This is a genomic window from Roseibium sp. MB-4 (assembly GCF_053005265.1).
Genome location: NZ_JBRKQB010000001.1, coordinates 1,797,592 through 1,811,669, shown reverse-complemented (window position 1 = coordinate 1,811,669; position 14,078 = coordinate 1,797,592). Strand labels below are relative to the sequence as shown.

Here is a 14,078-nt window from a genome sequence, read left to right as displayed (position 1 = left end):
TTACTAGATTTTACAATCTACAGAATTTACGCAAATTTTTTCGACAGCATCTTCTTCATCGTAATAAATATAAATTTTAAAGGATCCGAAGTTTGTTGATCCAGGAGAAAGAAACCGCCCTATATAGTTCCAAAAATTGGTATAGTAATATAACTGCCAGCCCTCATCGGGATTTTTTGCAGAGGTAGAGCTACCTAATTTTTCTACCAAAATAGCATCAACATCATTTTTGACGGCCCCCTTGGGGAAAATTTTGTTTATTGCTTTTTGCAATTCAACAGCATTTTTGTAGTCTTCAAATTTAAATTTGCTGACATCAAAATCTGGATGCTTTGGATCCGTTACTTTGAATGGATTGCAGGCCGTAACCACAAGTGCTGTAAGTGTAATTAGTAATATTCGCTTCATTTCTGCCTTCATAAATAAATTAAGAAAATACCTACATACAAAAGCACGTGTATAAGTATTAATATAGATTGTTTAAAATATTTGTTTGTGTTGTATTTATAGAATGCGCTGAAATGCACGTAAGAGAGCTATCTTCGATATTGAGGATAAGCAAAGAAATTCAAATTATCTTGGGATATTAGACTGGCTTAACAGCTGGGCCTGATGGTTTGTTTCCATCGGAATCTAGGCCTTGTACACGCCGAAATAGCGCATCAATTACTTTCTGATTACCAGACAGTATAGCTACATCAAGCGGATCACGATTAAAGTTGTCTTTAAGACTTAAATTCACACCTGGCCGATCAAGCAGAAATTGTACCATTGTTAGGTTACCTTTGGCGGCAGCAATATGCAGGGCTGTAAGGCCCTGTTGGTCGGTCTGATGAATAGCGTTCGCGTCGGTTTCTAACGCTTGCCTCGCTTGATCAATATCATTCTGAAGCGCTCCTAATACAATATCTACCGCGCTGTCATCTTGAAGTAATTCTTCAATATTATCCATTTCTTGGTTTTTGTTTTTATTATCTTCATTCATCTTTAAACATTCCATCGGAAGTTGTCGACAAATTCATTTGTTATTTTATCTTCATTTAACTCCATTGATATTCGCCCGGTTTCAGGGTGTGTTCTTGCCATTATTAAGAACCGCTTTTCTTCATCTTCTTCGGATAAAAAGTTATTGAAACGCGTGGCAAGCAGTGAGCTGAATACTAGCCAGATCCGTTTCGCTTGCTCATCTTCATCACTGCCGCCTAGAACCATCCGCATATCTTGAACATCTTCATTCAACACTTGTTTTACGTACAGGCGTAGCTCAGTTCCAATGGTTAGAATTCCGCTATAGCGTTCCAGATTCCAATCACCTGTCTCTTGCCAAGAGGCTTCATTGTAGCGGAAATAATGGCACACAAAAAATCCAGAATTTGGAAAGTGCGTGGTCACAAGGTGCCAACGCTGCTCGTGCCGCTTGCCAGACCAACAACCCTCTACGAGTTTAAGCATAGTAAAAAACGTTGATCGATCTGTTTCAGAGGCTTCGGTTTTTAGCAGTTGATGGAATGGTGAGAAGAACTCTTCAAATGCTGAACCGATCCGTCCAACTGTACCGAGCGTTGTTAGATTGTTTGCCTTTGCAAATTCATCCCGTGCAAGCGTGTCGGGATGAGTAAGAAATTCAAACACAATCTTAAACTTAGCATCACCAAGCGAACTTTTGCGCGCAGCCCAGCTCTCTAAATCCTGACGGGTGAGTAACGGTGCGTAATCTGTGGTTTCAGTTTCTGTGACGCTAAGAATTTCAGAACGGATAGCTTGCCATTTTCGTCCGGTAGCAAGGGAGTAATCGACTAGTATTTTGAGAGCTTGATCTTTTTCAAAATTCGCGAATGATCTTGGCTGATTGGCTTGTTCAATAGTCACGCTCAATCTTTTTGCATCCTTTTGCATCTCCTAGAACGCGCAATGGTCTCAACTAAAGCGGCTGCATTTCGCAGCACTTCCTATTTAGCTGGAGGGCTTTAGATGACCGAAAACACTCATAAACTACCCGGCAAGGATATGCCGGAATTAACCCGGTTTGAAGACAAACCAAAGTCACCCTTTGCCAATCAAATGTTGCTGGTCACCACAGCGATGTCAGGTGCCATGCTTGGCGCTGCGACCTATCATCTCGTCGATGTTGAAACGGCTATTGATGCCGTAAAGGCGCTAGTGATAGCGGCGAGCGGGACTTGTGTTGCTTATGCAGTTGGTAAGCTTGCAATTGAAAAAGGCGCGCCCCTTTCTGCGATTAATTTTCCAGGTGCCAAGGCCGTTAGCACGTTATCCATTCTAGCGGTTGGGGCAGGCCTTTTTGCTTCGACTTATTCAGGGCTGACGATTTCTAAGGTCGATGAACTGCGTCTTTCGCGGTTCGGTACGGAGCTTTCGGAATTCATTGATGCACAAGATGAGCTAGCGAGCAGAGCCGGTCGCACCGGTCCGGCGCTCAAGGCTGTCGTATCCGATTTACAGCAAAAGACAGCCTGCGAACTAGCTAATTCTTGTATTTCGCTTAGAGGCAATGGTGGCCGTGGGACGGTCACCAAAATGCTGGAGAATAAAACAGCGCGCGCTGAGGGCATTCTCGCAGAATTTGAGTCTGGGCAAGCTGTGCGCACCCTAGCAAGTTCTCAAATTACCAAGCTTATGTCTGAGTATGACACGACGCTAGAAAACTCAGACCTTTCGCTAAAGCAGCGCCGTAAATCTCTTCGTCAAATCGTCGGAAAAATCAGGCGGGCGCTGAACATGCTTAAAGAAGCATTGCCTATTTCCTTGTTGGAAGCATATGCAAACGAGCTTCAAGAAGGTGTTGAGATTGCAGGCCGCCCGGTGGCGACGCAAAACCTCAATGGTGTGTTTCGTGCCCATGGTAATGCACTGGCGGAAGTGATCGAAAGCCTTGAAGCGAAGGATCTCATTGCACCTGTATTTCCTGCGAAAACGGGCGTAACGCAAACCTTTGGCTTCATCGGGCATTTCCTCCCAATTGCCGCGATTATTGCGGTGTTGGAACTCGTGTTTCCAATCACGATCTGGCTCTACACCTATTTCACTCTCTATTGCCGCCTGGACGGCATTACTCCGTCCAAGCTGACAGAAGAGGATGACGAAAAAGGCCGCAATCTTGATCTGCGAGAAGCTGATGAAGCCTTAGAGGGAAATGTCGTCGATCCTTCCAAACTGAATGGCCGCCGTCCGCGTGGTCGCCCGCGCATTCGCCCTGCGGCTGAGTAAGGAGAGGTCACACCAATGAATGATTTTTCAAACCTTCCCATCAGCGGCGCTTTGGTTTTGAGCATTGCGATCTATGCAGGTGTCTCGCTGATAATCACAGGCCCCTTGGTGGCTGATCGTTCCATTAAAAGGATTGGCTGGAGCCAAATGTGTAGAGCAAATCTGAACGCAGAAATCTCTGCGCGTAAAAGCCCTAGCCGCGTTGTTCCGCGTCTGGATTGTAACTCTTTGCTGGGGGTGTTTTCTCCAGACCTGCGCAGGGTTTGTGAACAGCATGGCAATCCAGATTTTGGTGCACCCTTTACAGGGATAATGCGCCAGCAAGAGGCTTATCGCCGCGAGGCTGAAGAACAACGCTTATCGCAGGCGGCGTCTCAAAGTGCCTCGCGCTGTGACTGCGCAGCCACCCTTGTTGCCAGCAATAAAATCTCATGGGCCAGCTATGCAGGCTCCATGCGCCTCATCTCTCCGCCGGAAGTCTCCCGCCTGTCTTCAGAGCTTACCCGTGCGCTTCATTCCCCTCACTGCCAGCGGAAAGGATGAGATCATGATCATTGGATCTGTTGATGTGATTGATGGGGCTGTTGTCACCCACCGCGATAGCTATCTCCTGAGCCACTTAACAACGGTAAGCGTGCGCCGTCCTTACATGGCAAGTGGCATGTTGTTTTCGTGTTCGCTGACAGGGTACGGCGTTGCCTTCATTGATCTTTTGTATTGGCACGAAGTGCTCACCCTGATCGCAATCAGCGCAGCACTTGTTTGGGGCGGGCTAAAGATCGGGCAGCTCACTTTGCTCTCACGCGATTTACGCGGCAGTGAATTAGCCTCTGCCATTTGGGGTGATCATAAAAGGCTGCAAACCATCCGCCGCGAGATTGTGAGCGCGCTTAAAAATTCAGGAGGTCATCATGCCTCCTGAACAAACAGGCGCTCGTAAAATCTGGCGCATTAATATGCTCCAGCTCCATAGCCTCGTTTGCGCATTTTTGGGCTGGATAAGCTGGCCGGATCGCTTCGTCAATCTTGGCTGGGGTTTTCTCTCTATCATCATGTGGATGGCGGCAGTTTTAAGTTTCGCCGCCGCCTTGCGCGAGATGTATGGGGCTTATCGCCGGGACAAGGTTGTCGCTGAATACAAGGCGCAAGGCCGCACGCAACGCTCTGCTCAAATGGCGGGAAGCGATAAGCTTAAGAATGCGGGGATGCGCTGATGGCTAAGAACGTCAAACGCATTCTGGGCTGTGATGATGGGAAGTTGATATTTGCGCCCAAACATTCCCATGCGCTTTTGCTGAGCGCATCGGGAGAAGGAAAAACGATCTGCGGGGCGATGCCGTGGCTGTTATCACTCATCGCTGAAAAAAAACGCGCCATAATCGTTACTGACAGTAAGGAAGGCGAAATTGCTGCCCAAGCGGCCAGCCTTTGCGCGCTTCATGGGCGTAAAGTTGCTGTCATTGATGATTTTGGGATTCATAGGCTTGAACCAAATCTGGCCTGCAATCTCAATCCGTTTGGCGCGTTGGTTTCAGCGTTTGAAAGCGCGCCCGGTGAGCTGATCTTCTCCATTGATACGGCTTGTCAGGCGGCCATTCCTGAGCCGCGTGATGATGCAAAAAATCAGTATTTTCGGGATGAGCCGAGAACACTAATTGAGTTTGCTATCGCGGCACTTCTACAGCGCGGCTACTGCACACCCGGTGCGGTGTGGTCGATGCTGGCGCACACAGAAATGCTCATGCAGGCAGCCAGCCTTCATGCCGATGAGGGGGATGAATATCTGGGCGCTTTAGCTGCTCATGTGCTGGGTATGTATGAGCATGAGCATTTTCAGATGCATCGAAGCGCAGCTCTGAAAGCGATGCGGATTTATTCTTCCAGCTCGCATCTACACATAGCGGGCGTTGACGCTGATCTCACCCATGAAGATCTCATCCGTGAAAACTACATCGTGTTTCTGTCTGGGCCTGTACGCCATATGGAGCGGCTGGGCATTCACTATGCGCTGCATTTGCAAAGCTTCATGGAGGTGGTGCTAACAGGCGCGCACGGCCCTGTTACCTTCATATTGGATGAGTTTACAAATGCGCCCTTGCGCGCGCTTGTCTCCCAGCTCACCACCATGCGCGGCTACGGCGCAAACTGTTTGATCATTGCGCAGTCTTATTCCGAAATTGAGCGCAAGTACGGGAAGCTTGAAGCCCAAACCATTTTAGAAAACTGCGTCATTCGTCAGTGGTTCGGGTTTTCTTCCTATGATGAGGCTGAGCGTGTTTCGAAAGCTATTGGGGAAACGCTCAGTGTAACCTCTAGCCTTGGTACGGCATCGGATAAGGTCGAGTTCTCTGGCAATTATGCCGTACAAAAAGAGCGTCTTTGGTCGCCCGATATGCTGATGGGTTTGCCGCCTGATGAGCAAATCATCTGGGTGAAAGGTGTTTGCTTTATTCACTGCCAAAAAGTTGCGCAAAACCAACTAGCGCCATTTTGCCATGAGCTTGCACCCAATCCTTTGGAAGGTGGAACGCTCGCGCCTGATCCGCGTTTTAAATTGCCTGCTTCAGGAGGCGTATCATGAAACCACGTCTCATTCGCCTGAGCTATTTTACTTGGCTGATTATCCCTGCCGCTGTTTGGGGCATTTATGCCCTTTACGGTCTGCCGCACATGCTCTGGTCTTATCGGTGGGTGGGGCCGAACAGCGCTGTTTATTTTGATCAGCGCCATAAGACCGAGTGCCATTTTATCGGCCCTTACGGCGCGTTCACTGTGCGAGCACATCAGGGAAGCTGCGGCTGGGTCGTGCGTCTGTTCAAGAAAACGGAGGCGCGCTGATGTTTTCGTTATTCAACAAGGCGAACCCAGGGCGTGCTGGGCTTCCATTCAAGATCATAGATTTGCGTCAGCTCGATACGGGTGAGGGTTTTAAGCACATCAAGAACGGTGGCTTCATCCACTTCACCATCTCTGATTTGCTGATCGCAATGATCTCTGGGTTGAGGCTCAATGTTAAAGGGTGCAATCGCCGCCCAATAACCTCGGTAATCCATTGGCTCAAGCCAACTCACAATATCATCTATGTATTTGAATTCTTTCATGCCTTGAAAATATCACGGCGAGTTTTTGGGATGCAAAAAACAAACTGGAAAGGGCTATCAGCATGACTTCCAGTATCACCAAGACATTGAGAAACGAGTTTGAAAACGCTGCTTTAAACCATGTCGCCAAGAAACACCTACGCGGCAATGAGTGGAAAGCCTTTCAGGAAATAACTGAGACGTTTGAGAAAAAACGCCAGCAAGAAAAGAACGCCTACCGCGATGAATATGGTGAACGCGTTCGACGTACTGAGAAATATCTGATCGATAAGGCGGGAGAGAAAAAACGCGATTTCAAACATCGCTGGTTTGGACAGGATAAATTTAGCCGCTCTGCCATTCAGGGGCAGGCACAGAAAATCGTCCGTCAGCAACATCGCGCCCACCTTGAGGCCCTCAATGAACAAGAGCGTGACAGCAAAGATGCCTTCCTAACCCGTATCGATAAGCGGGAGCTGATGCGCGAGAAAATGAAACAGGATTTTGCGCAGGCGGTAGATCGGCGTAGCGGTATGGAGCGCCGCCGATCTACGCCAAAGCCAGCCCTCTCGCGGGATCTCGTCTAAACGCCAAAATCACTTGAAGATTGAATGAGTTATTCCTTGCAAAAATAGGAATAATTACCTACTATGTTCCTCTTATGTTCTAGTTAAAGGGAAGGAGGACATATGCGGTAAAAAACAAAAGAAAGCGGAGCATAGAGATGAAACAGAAAGGCCCTACACAACCACCACAAACCACTAGTGCAGCGCTGCCTGCCAAGCGCACATTGATTTGCGATTTAGAGCAGTTCAGACCCTACCTAGAAGAAGCCAATTTAAGCAAAGCGCAGGAAGAGGAATTCCTGCAAACCCTCTGGAGTATCATCTCCAGCTTTGTCGATCTTGGGTTTGGAATTCACGACCTGCAAAAGCTCACAGAGCCCGATGAGTTTGTAGTTGATTTGAATGCCTATCTGCTCAGCGATCAGTTAAACTCTTACCCATCATTCAAAAACAAATTTGACGCAGTAAGAAGCGGCAAACCTGAAAGCGCCTCAGCGCTCCAGGTGGAGGGGTAGTTATATGAGTGAGAAAACACAAAAGGCTGTCATCTATTGCCGTGTCTCTTCCAAGAAGCAAACCGCTGATACGAGCGGGCTGCATTCTCAGGAATATCGCTGCCGTGAGTTTGCCAATGAGCGCGGCTATGAAGTGGAAGCTGTGTTTCCTGATGATGTTTCAGGTGGCGGGGATTTTATGAAGCGCCCCGGCATGGTCGCGCTTCTTGCCTATCTCGATGCCTTTCCGCAGCATGATTATGTTGTGATCTTTGATGATCTCAAACGCTATGCCCGTGATGCCGAGTTTCATTTGAAATTGCGCCGAGAGATGATGGCGCGCAATGCCCGCCGTGAATGCCTGAACTTCAATTTTGAAAATACGCCGGAAGGCAAATTCATTGAAACCGTGCTTGCCGCGCAAGGGGAGTTAGAGCGCACACAAAACCGCCGCCAGGTTATGCAGAAAATGACCGCGCGTGTTGAGCAGGGTTTTTGGGTGTTCCGCGCTCCGGTCGGATACAAGTACGTCAAATCCTCACAAGGCGGCAAAGTGCTGGTGCGTGATGAGCCCATAGCTTCCATCCTGCAAGAAGGACTGGAAGGCTTTGCCTCTGGCCGCTTTGCCACCCAGACAGAATTAAAGCGCTTCTTAGAGCGTCACGCTGAATATCCTAAAGACCTGCCTAATGGTGAGCTGCGCCCTTACACCATCACGCGGCTTTTAAATAAGGCTGTCTATGCAGGCTATGTCGAAGCCAAGGAATGGAATGTCTCTCTTCGAAAGGGAAAGCATGAAGGGCTGATCTCGTTTGAGACCTTCCAAAAGATTCAGCACAATTTAGAAACAGGTGGCTACGCGCCCACGCGCAAAGACATCAGTGAAGATTTTGCGCTGCGCGGGTTTGTGGCCTGCGGCAACTGCGGACAAAACTTCAAAACCGTCTGGTCAAAAGGCAAATACAAAAAGTACCCGTACTATCGCTGCGACAATAAGAAGTGTGGTAGCTACGGCAAGTCGATCCCCCGCGCTAAAATCGAAGGGGAGTTTGAGGAGGTCGTGCGCTCGCTCCAGCCTTCTAAGAATCTAATTGTGCTTGCTCGCGCCATGTTTAAGCACGCATGGGATATGCGCAGTGAACAGCTTCAAGAGAACAAGCTTGCCCTCAAAAAAGAAATTCACAGCGTCAACAAGCAAACAGAGAGTTTGCTTGAACGCATCATGGAGGCATCCAACCCCACGGTGATCAGAGCGTACGAGGATAAGATTACCCAGCTTGAGAAAAACAAGCTGGTTCTGGCTGAAAAACTCCAAAATGGGGAGCCTAAAAAAGGCACCTACGAGCAATTCATGGAACTCTCCATGAAGTTTCTCGCAAACCCTTATAATATCTGGGCTTCTGGCAATTTTAAGCTCAAAAGATTGGTGCTTAGACTGGGATTTGCAGACAAAATTTCTTACACCCGAAATGAGGGGTATGGAACACCAAAAACGTCCTTACCATTCAAGGTCTTAGGTGATATTTCTGCGAGGAAAGAAACGATGGTGCTGCCGGAGAGATTTGAACTCTCGACCTCTCCCTTACCAAGGGAGTGCTCTACCCCTGAGCTACGGCAGCATCGTTTGGGGACCAGTTTCTGGTCAACCCAGCGTCGGCAAAACAAGTGTTTTGGGACGTAAGTGCTGGCCCCGAGCAGCGTGGCCGCCCGGAATGAGGGGGCTTTTGCCATAAGCGGTCCGGGGACGCAAGCGCCGTTTGCGATTTTTTTCAGTCTATCTGGAAGAGCGGAGGATCCACTGTTTGGTTTTCATCGGCAATGCCGCCGATCCGTTCAGATTTCCTTGGTTGCGGGGCTGTGGATATTTCAGGCAAGAGTTCCTTTCCTGTGGGAACAAGTCAGGATAGATGTCCTTTGTATAAAGCCCTTGAAGGGCGGCTGATCCCAATGCCTTTGACCTGGCGTGCGGACCCTTGATAGGTTGCGATCCTCTTTTAATGCACAAGCCAAGCCATGAGTGAAAAAGACAAGCCAAGCCAGGATGTTGCGAAACAGGAAACCGGGGCCAGCGCAGCTTCAAAACCAGGCGGTGCAAAGACGCTACCTCAAAGCCGCGAGGACCGGCTTGCCGAAGCCCTGCGCGCAAACTTGCGGCGGCGGAAATCAGCTGCGCGCAAATCCAAGGCGGATTAAACCTGCCGATCCTTAGCAAGAGCTTGCGCCATCGGCGAGACTGCGCCAATGGCCTGCCTTGCAAGGGCCATAAGTTGCGTGTAGATCGCACCTCTTAGATAAGAATTCTTGGGAACGCCGCGGCTTTGCGGCTTGGGTTCGGGGAAAGACATGGACAGCATTAAAGTCACCGGCGGCGCGGAGCTGAACGGCATCATTCCGATTTCTGGCGCCAAGAACGCCGCCCTGCCTTTGATGATTGCGGCCCTTTTGACCGACGAAACCCTGACGCTGTCGAACGTGCCGCGCTTGCGCGACGTTGCCCAGCTGATGCAGATCCTCTCCAATCACGGCGTTGATTATTCGGTCAACGGCAAGCGCACCGGTCAGGACGATCTGGCTGGCCAGACCCTGAACCTGACAGCCCGTGAGATCGTGGACACGACGGCGCCCTATGAGCTTGTGTCCAAGATGCGCGCCAGCTTCTGGGTGGTTGGCCCGTTGGTTGCCCGGATGCACGAAGCCCGCGTCTCGCTGCCGGGCGGCTGTGCGATCGGCACCCGTCCCGTGGACTTCTTTATCCAGGGCCTTGAGGCTCTCGGTGCGGATATTGAAATCGAAGGCGGTTATGTCGTTGTGAAGGCACCGGGCGGTTTGACCGGCGGCCGGGTCGAATTCCCGCGTGTGTCTGTCGGCGCAACCCACACCATCATGATGGCAGCGACCTTGGCGAAAGGTGAAACCGAAATCGTCAATGCCGCCCGCGAACCGGAAGTGGTTGATTTGGCCCGTTGCCTGAAGGCGATGGGCGCAAAGATCGAAGGCGAGGGGACCTCGACCATCCGCATTCAGGGCGTCCCGCGCCTGCATGGCGCGCACCATGCCGTCGTCCCGGACCGGATCGAAACCGGCACTTATGCCATGGCTGTTGCCATGACGGGCGGTGATGTTCTGCTGCAGGGCGCGCGGACCGACCTTTTGGAAAGTGCTTTGGATACGCTTCGCCAGACCGGTGCTGAAATCACCGCGACTGGTGAAGGTCTGAAGGTCTATCGCAACGGCAACGGCATTCAGCCGGCCGATGTCACCACAGAGCCGTTCCCGGGATTCCCGACGGATTTGCAGGCGCAGTTCATGGCGCTGATGACCAAGGCCGGCGGCAAGAGCCGGATCACCGAAACGATTTTCGAAAACCGTTTCATGCACGTTCAGGAGTTGGCTCGTCTTGGCGCTCAGATCGCGATCGATGGCCGCACGGCCACAGTTGAAGGCGTCTCCACCCTGCGCGGCGCGCCGGTGATGGCAACGGACCTTCGCGCGTCCGTGTCGCTTGTGATTGCCGGACTGGCGGCAGAAGGCGAAACCACCGTCAGCCGGGTCTATCACCTCGACCGCGGCTTTGAGCGCCTGGAAGACAAGCTCACCCGCTGCGGCGCCCAGATCCAGCGGATTTCCGGGTAATTCGTTTCACCACTACTTAGCCGCTGTGCGGCTGATGACGCGCCCGCGGGAGGTGAAAGATGGGCCGGGAGTGCCGGGTCCGGTCACCATGACCGCTTCGGTCAAGGGGCTTAAGGCGCCTTGGTCTGCCGACCATTCCACGAGGAAATTCGCGCCGACGCCGCCGGTGGTGTCGTTGCTGGGCACGAGGAAACTGGCAGAGCCCAGCGGTTCCAAGCGCAGCGGTGCATCCAGGATGCTTTTCAGCAGCTTGCCGTCCTCACCGTGGTAATCGACTTTTGTAACGGTTAGCGGGGTCTGCGGATCGACATTGTGAACGGTCAGTGTTGCGGCCAGGAGCTCTGACCGGTCCGGAAAGGAAAAAATCCTGGAGTAGGCCGGCACATAAATCGTCTCAGCAAAGGCTTTTGTCAGATCATCGGCCAAAGCTGTGGGCGCCGGTGATGCGTTTAGCATCAATGCGAGGGCAAAAAGTCTTGTGCTGAAGCGCATGGTGCAACTGTTCCTATCTGTCTTCGGAAACTTTTGCAGGAATGGTCAAGAATGAGAAGAGCTGATCTTGTGCGCTGGTTCCATCTGAAATGCTCGTTCGAGCATTTCAACGGCCAATTCCCGTCTGTCCCTGACTGAAACGACTGTTCCTTTGTTGCCATTCTAAAAAATCCCAGCTAGGTCATCAGCCTTGGAGTTGGCGCGGAGAACCCTACATGAGTGCCGCGACACCACGACAAACGGACACTTGTTTGAGCACCATGGATCAATTGAAACTTGCCGCTTTGGATGAGGAAGACCTGCAGGTTCTTTCCGCCCATGTTCAGGACGCCGTGATCACCATTGCGGATATCCGGTATCTGCCAAAGGAAAAAAGGGCCGTGTTCGTCATGAACCGGTTCGTCTGGGACAAGAAGGCCGACAAGCGAAGCAAGGAACATGAGCGCCGCCGGTCTGCATTTGCGGTCTCGCGTGTCACAGGCATGAAATCCCAGAAAATTCAGCAGGACGCCAAGGACGTTGTACTGGAATTGCTGGCGGTTACGTTTAAGCAGGCAGAAGACGCGCCGGCCGGTCAGATTGAGCTCGCCTTTTCCGGAGGATCCAGCATCCAACTGGACGTAGAGTGCATCGAGGCCCAATTGTCTGATCTGGGGGCTGCCTGGTCGACACCAAACCTGCCGCAGCACGACCTTACCTGAACAAACAAGATTTGCTGGCGCTTTGAGCGCCAATCGAGATGGAGAGTTGCGTGGTCCAACGCCTCACGAATACCAGCGCTGATTTTGAAGCCCGTTTCGCCGAACTTTTGGCCGGCAAGCGGGAAGCGTCGGAAGATGTCGATCAGATCGTCCGGGATATTCTTGAAGATGTTCGAAAGCACGGCGATCAGGCCGTTCTGGAATACACCGCGAAATTCGACCGCCTGAATGCCGCTAAAATGACGGACCTCAGGGTCACGCAAGTGCAGATCGACGCGGCGGTTGCTGACGTGCCGGCAGAAACGCTGGACGCTCTGCAGTTGGCGCATGACAGGATTTTTTCGCACCACAAACGTCAGCTCCCGGCAGATGATCGCTACACCGATCCGATCGGGGTTGAGCTTGGCTCCCGCTGGACGGCGGTCGAGGCAGTTGGGGTGTATGTGCCCGGTGGATTGGCAAGTTACCCAAGTTCGGTCTTGATGAATGTCGTTCCGGCCAAGGTGGCTGGTGTTGAGCGCATTGTCATGGTCGTTCCGAGCCCGGATGATGTGCTCAACCCGCTTGTTCTTGCAGCAGCCAAGATCGCTGGGGTTTCCGAGATCTACCGCATCGGCGGCGCGCAGGCCGTGGCAGCCCTGGCCTTCGGCACGGAGACCATCCAGCCGGTTGCCAAGATTGTCGGTCCAGGCAATGCCTTTGTCGCCGCAGCCAAGCGCCGTGTTTTCGGCACGGTTGGCATCGACATGATCGCCGGCCCCTCCGAAGTTCTGGTGATTGCCGACAAGGACAGCAACCCGGACTGGATTGCTGCCGATTTGCTGGCCCAGGCAGAGCATGATCCGGTCGCCCAATCCATTTTGATCACCGACGACGCAGAACTTGCCGATCAGGTTGCGGGTGCGGTTGAGCGTCAGCTGAAGACATTGCCGCGCGAAGAGGTGGCCCGTGCCAGCTGGCAGGATTTTGGCGCGATCATCCTGGTCGACAGACTCGACAACGCGATGCCGCTCGCGAATCGCTTGGCGCCGGAGCACCTGGAACTTGCCGTTGAAGACCCGGAGCAGCTTTTGGAAAAGGTCCGTAATGCGGGCGCCGTGTTCATGGGCCATCATACGCCGGAAGCGATCGGTGATTATGTAGGCGGGTCCAATCACGTGTTGCCAACAGCAAGATCGGCCCGGTTTTCCTCTGGTTTGTCGGTGCTGGAGTTCGTCAAACGCACGTCAATCCTCAAGTGCAACGCAGAAAACTTGCGTGCGCTTGGTCCTGCCGCTATCGCTCTAGGTGAAGCGGAGGGCTTGTCGGCGCATGCGCGGTCTGTTTCCATCAGACTGAACATGTAGGCAGGGTGTTCTGAGAAAGGCTTTGACAGCATGAGCGATGCACAATCGGAAAGTTCTGCGGAAACAGCGGGCGGCCGTTTGGTGGACGTGGTGCTGGACGAAGCCTCGATTGCCCGCTCCACACCGGAAGTGGAGCATGACCGCGCGGTCGCTATCTACGATTTGATCGAGGAAAACTGTTTTCAGCCGGTCGGACATCCAGTTGCGAAATTCGTTCTGAACCTGTCGGTCATTGAGAAAAAGCTCGTCTTCCAGATCCAGACCGAAGACGACCAGCCGGTGGTCACCCACGTTCTCTCACTCACCCCCTTGCGAAAGATCGTCAAGGACTACGATCTCATCTGCGAGAGCTATTATGAGGCGATCCGCCACGCGACTCCCAGCCAGATCGAGGCTATCGATATGGGCCGTCGAGGCGTGCACAATGAAGGCTCCACGATCCTGATGGAGCGTCTTCAGGGAAAAATCGAGGTGGATATGGCAACCGCCCGGCGGTTGTTCACCCTCGTCTACGCCTTGCACTGGAAGGGCTAAGGTC

Annotated in this window: 18 protein-coding genes, 1 tRNA gene and 1 pseudogene; 14 read left to right on the top strand and 6 right to left on the bottom strand. The window is 51.9% G+C overall.

The features are described 5' to 3' along the window. Positions 1-3: 3 nt before the first annotated feature. The 3 genes from ACVDG4_RS08470 to ACVDG4_RS08460 form a co-directional block, all read right to left on the bottom strand. The gene (locus ACVDG4_RS08470; RefSeq protein WP_447234725.1) at positions 4-408 is read right to left on the bottom strand and encodes a lipoprotein; all 405 of its coding nucleotides are present in this window, start codon (positions 406-408) and stop codon (positions 4-6) included. A gap of 178 nt (positions 409-586) precedes the next feature. Beyond that, entirely contained in the window at positions 587-985 is a 399-nt protein-coding gene (locus tag ACVDG4_RS08465) for an ankyrin repeat domain-containing protein (RefSeq protein WP_447234724.1), read from the bottom strand. Between the two features lie 2 nt (positions 986-987). Beyond that, positions 988-1,875: a hypothetical protein gene (locus ACVDG4_RS08460; protein WP_447234723.1), complete on the bottom strand. Its 888-nt coding sequence runs from the start codon at positions 1,873-1,875 to the stop codon at positions 988-990. Between the two features lie 96 nt (positions 1,876-1,971). Here ACVDG4_RS08460 and ACVDG4_RS08455 point away from each other — a divergent pair, with 96 nt between their 5' ends. The 6 genes from ACVDG4_RS08455 to ACVDG4_RS08430 are packed head-to-tail and all read left to right on the top strand — an operon-like array spanning position 1,972 to position 6,066. Next, positions 1,972-3,228 (top strand): hypothetical protein, encoded by a 1,257-nt coding sequence (locus ACVDG4_RS08455; protein ID WP_447234722.1) that lies wholly within the window; start codon positions 1,972-1,974, stop codon positions 3,226-3,228. Between the two features lie 15 nt (positions 3,229-3,243). Then, positions 3,244-3,771 carry a hypothetical protein gene (locus ACVDG4_RS08450; protein WP_447234721.1) on the top strand — a complete coding sequence of 176 codons (528 nt, stop codon included), beginning with the start codon at positions 3,244-3,246 and terminating at the stop codon, positions 3,769-3,771. Positions 3,772-3,775: 4 nt separating this feature from the next. After that, positions 3,776-4,150 (top strand): hypothetical protein, encoded by a 375-nt coding sequence (locus ACVDG4_RS08445; RefSeq protein WP_447234720.1) that lies wholly within the window; start codon positions 3,776-3,778, stop codon positions 4,148-4,150. Continuing rightward, a complete protein-coding gene (locus ACVDG4_RS08440) occupies positions 4,140-4,442 on the top strand; it encodes a hypothetical protein (RefSeq protein ID WP_447234719.1) in 303 nt (100 codons plus the stop codon). The genes ACVDG4_RS08445 and ACVDG4_RS08440 overlap by 11 nt, the downstream gene beginning before the upstream one ends. Further along, entirely contained in the window at positions 4,442-5,809 is a 1,368-nt protein-coding gene (locus ACVDG4_RS08435) for a type IV secretory system conjugative DNA transfer family protein (protein WP_447234718.1), read from the top strand. Before ACVDG4_RS08440 ends, ACVDG4_RS08435 begins: the two co-directional genes overlap by 1 nt. Then, positions 5,806-6,066, top strand: coding sequence for a hypothetical protein (locus ACVDG4_RS08430; protein ID WP_447234717.1), 261 nt, complete (start codon positions 5,806-5,808; stop codon positions 6,064-6,066). Before ACVDG4_RS08435 ends, ACVDG4_RS08430 begins: the two co-directional genes overlap by 4 nt. A gap of 8 nt (positions 6,067-6,074) precedes the next feature. Here ACVDG4_RS08430 and ACVDG4_RS08425 read toward each other — a convergent pair whose 3' ends face one another. Further along, positions 6,075-6,329, bottom strand: coding sequence for a hypothetical protein (locus ACVDG4_RS08425; protein ID WP_447234716.1), 255 nt, complete (start codon positions 6,327-6,329; stop codon positions 6,075-6,077). 62 nt (positions 6,330-6,391) lie between these two features. Between ACVDG4_RS08425 and ACVDG4_RS08420 the strand changes: the two genes are divergently transcribed. From ACVDG4_RS08420 to ACVDG4_RS08410, 3 genes and pseudogenes are all read left to right on the top strand, one after another. After that, positions 6,392-6,895 carry a hypothetical protein gene (locus ACVDG4_RS08420; protein ID WP_447234715.1) on the top strand — a complete coding sequence of 168 codons (504 nt, stop codon included), beginning with the start codon at positions 6,392-6,394 and terminating at the stop codon, positions 6,893-6,895. 137 nt (positions 6,896-7,032) lie between these two features. Then, positions 7,033-7,389, top strand: coding sequence for a hypothetical protein (locus tag ACVDG4_RS08415; RefSeq protein WP_447234714.1), 357 nt, complete (start codon positions 7,033-7,035; stop codon positions 7,387-7,389). Between the two features lie 4 nt (positions 7,390-7,393). Next, positions 7,394-8,422, top strand: a pseudogene (locus ACVDG4_RS08410) (recombinase family protein); the annotation flags it as partial. Between the two features lie 490 nt (positions 8,423-8,912). Here the strand turns inward: ACVDG4_RS08410 and ACVDG4_RS08405 are convergent. Further along, positions 8,913-8,987, bottom strand: a tRNA-Thr gene (locus ACVDG4_RS08405). A 394-nt stretch (positions 8,988-9,381) separates the two neighbouring features. On the opposite strand from ACVDG4_RS08405, the gene ACVDG4_RS08400 reads away from it, so the two are divergent. Both ACVDG4_RS08400 and murA read left to right on the top strand, forming a co-directional pair. After that, positions 9,382-9,561 carry a hypothetical protein gene (locus ACVDG4_RS08400; protein ID WP_447234713.1) on the top strand — a complete coding sequence of 60 codons (180 nt, stop codon included), beginning with the start codon at positions 9,382-9,384 and terminating at the stop codon, positions 9,559-9,561. Between the two features lie 150 nt (positions 9,562-9,711). Continuing rightward, positions 9,712-11,001, top strand: a complete 1,290-nt coding sequence (murA, locus tag ACVDG4_RS08395; RefSeq protein ID WP_447234712.1) for a UDP-N-acetylglucosamine 1-carboxyvinyltransferase — start codon at positions 9,712-9,714, stop codon at positions 10,999-11,001. 12 nt (positions 11,002-11,013) lie between these two features. On the opposite strand, the gene ACVDG4_RS08390 is transcribed toward murA, so the two are convergent. Next, entirely contained in the window at positions 11,014-11,493 is a 480-nt protein-coding gene (locus ACVDG4_RS08390) for a DUF3124 domain-containing protein (protein WP_447234711.1), read from the bottom strand. Positions 11,494-11,753: 260 nt separating this feature from the next. Between ACVDG4_RS08390 and ACVDG4_RS08385 the strand changes: the two genes are divergently transcribed. From ACVDG4_RS08385 to ACVDG4_RS08375, 3 genes are read left to right on the top strand one after another with little or no spacing between them, the layout of a single operon-like run. Further along, positions 11,754-12,194 carry a DUF2948 family protein gene (locus ACVDG4_RS08385; protein WP_447234710.1) on the top strand — a complete coding sequence of 147 codons (441 nt, stop codon included), beginning with the start codon at positions 11,754-11,756 and terminating at the stop codon, positions 12,192-12,194. Positions 12,195-12,244: 50 nt separating this feature from the next. Beyond that, positions 12,245-13,540 (top strand): histidinol dehydrogenase, encoded by a 1,296-nt coding sequence (gene hisD / locus ACVDG4_RS08380; protein WP_447234709.1) that lies wholly within the window; start codon positions 12,245-12,247, stop codon positions 13,538-13,540. A gap of 30 nt (positions 13,541-13,570) precedes the next feature. Beyond that, positions 13,571-14,074 carry a UPF0262 family protein gene (locus ACVDG4_RS08375; protein WP_133953037.1) on the top strand — a complete coding sequence of 168 codons (504 nt, stop codon included), beginning with the start codon at positions 13,571-13,573 and terminating at the stop codon, positions 14,072-14,074. The last annotated feature ends 4 nt before the right edge of the window (positions 14,075-14,078 follow it).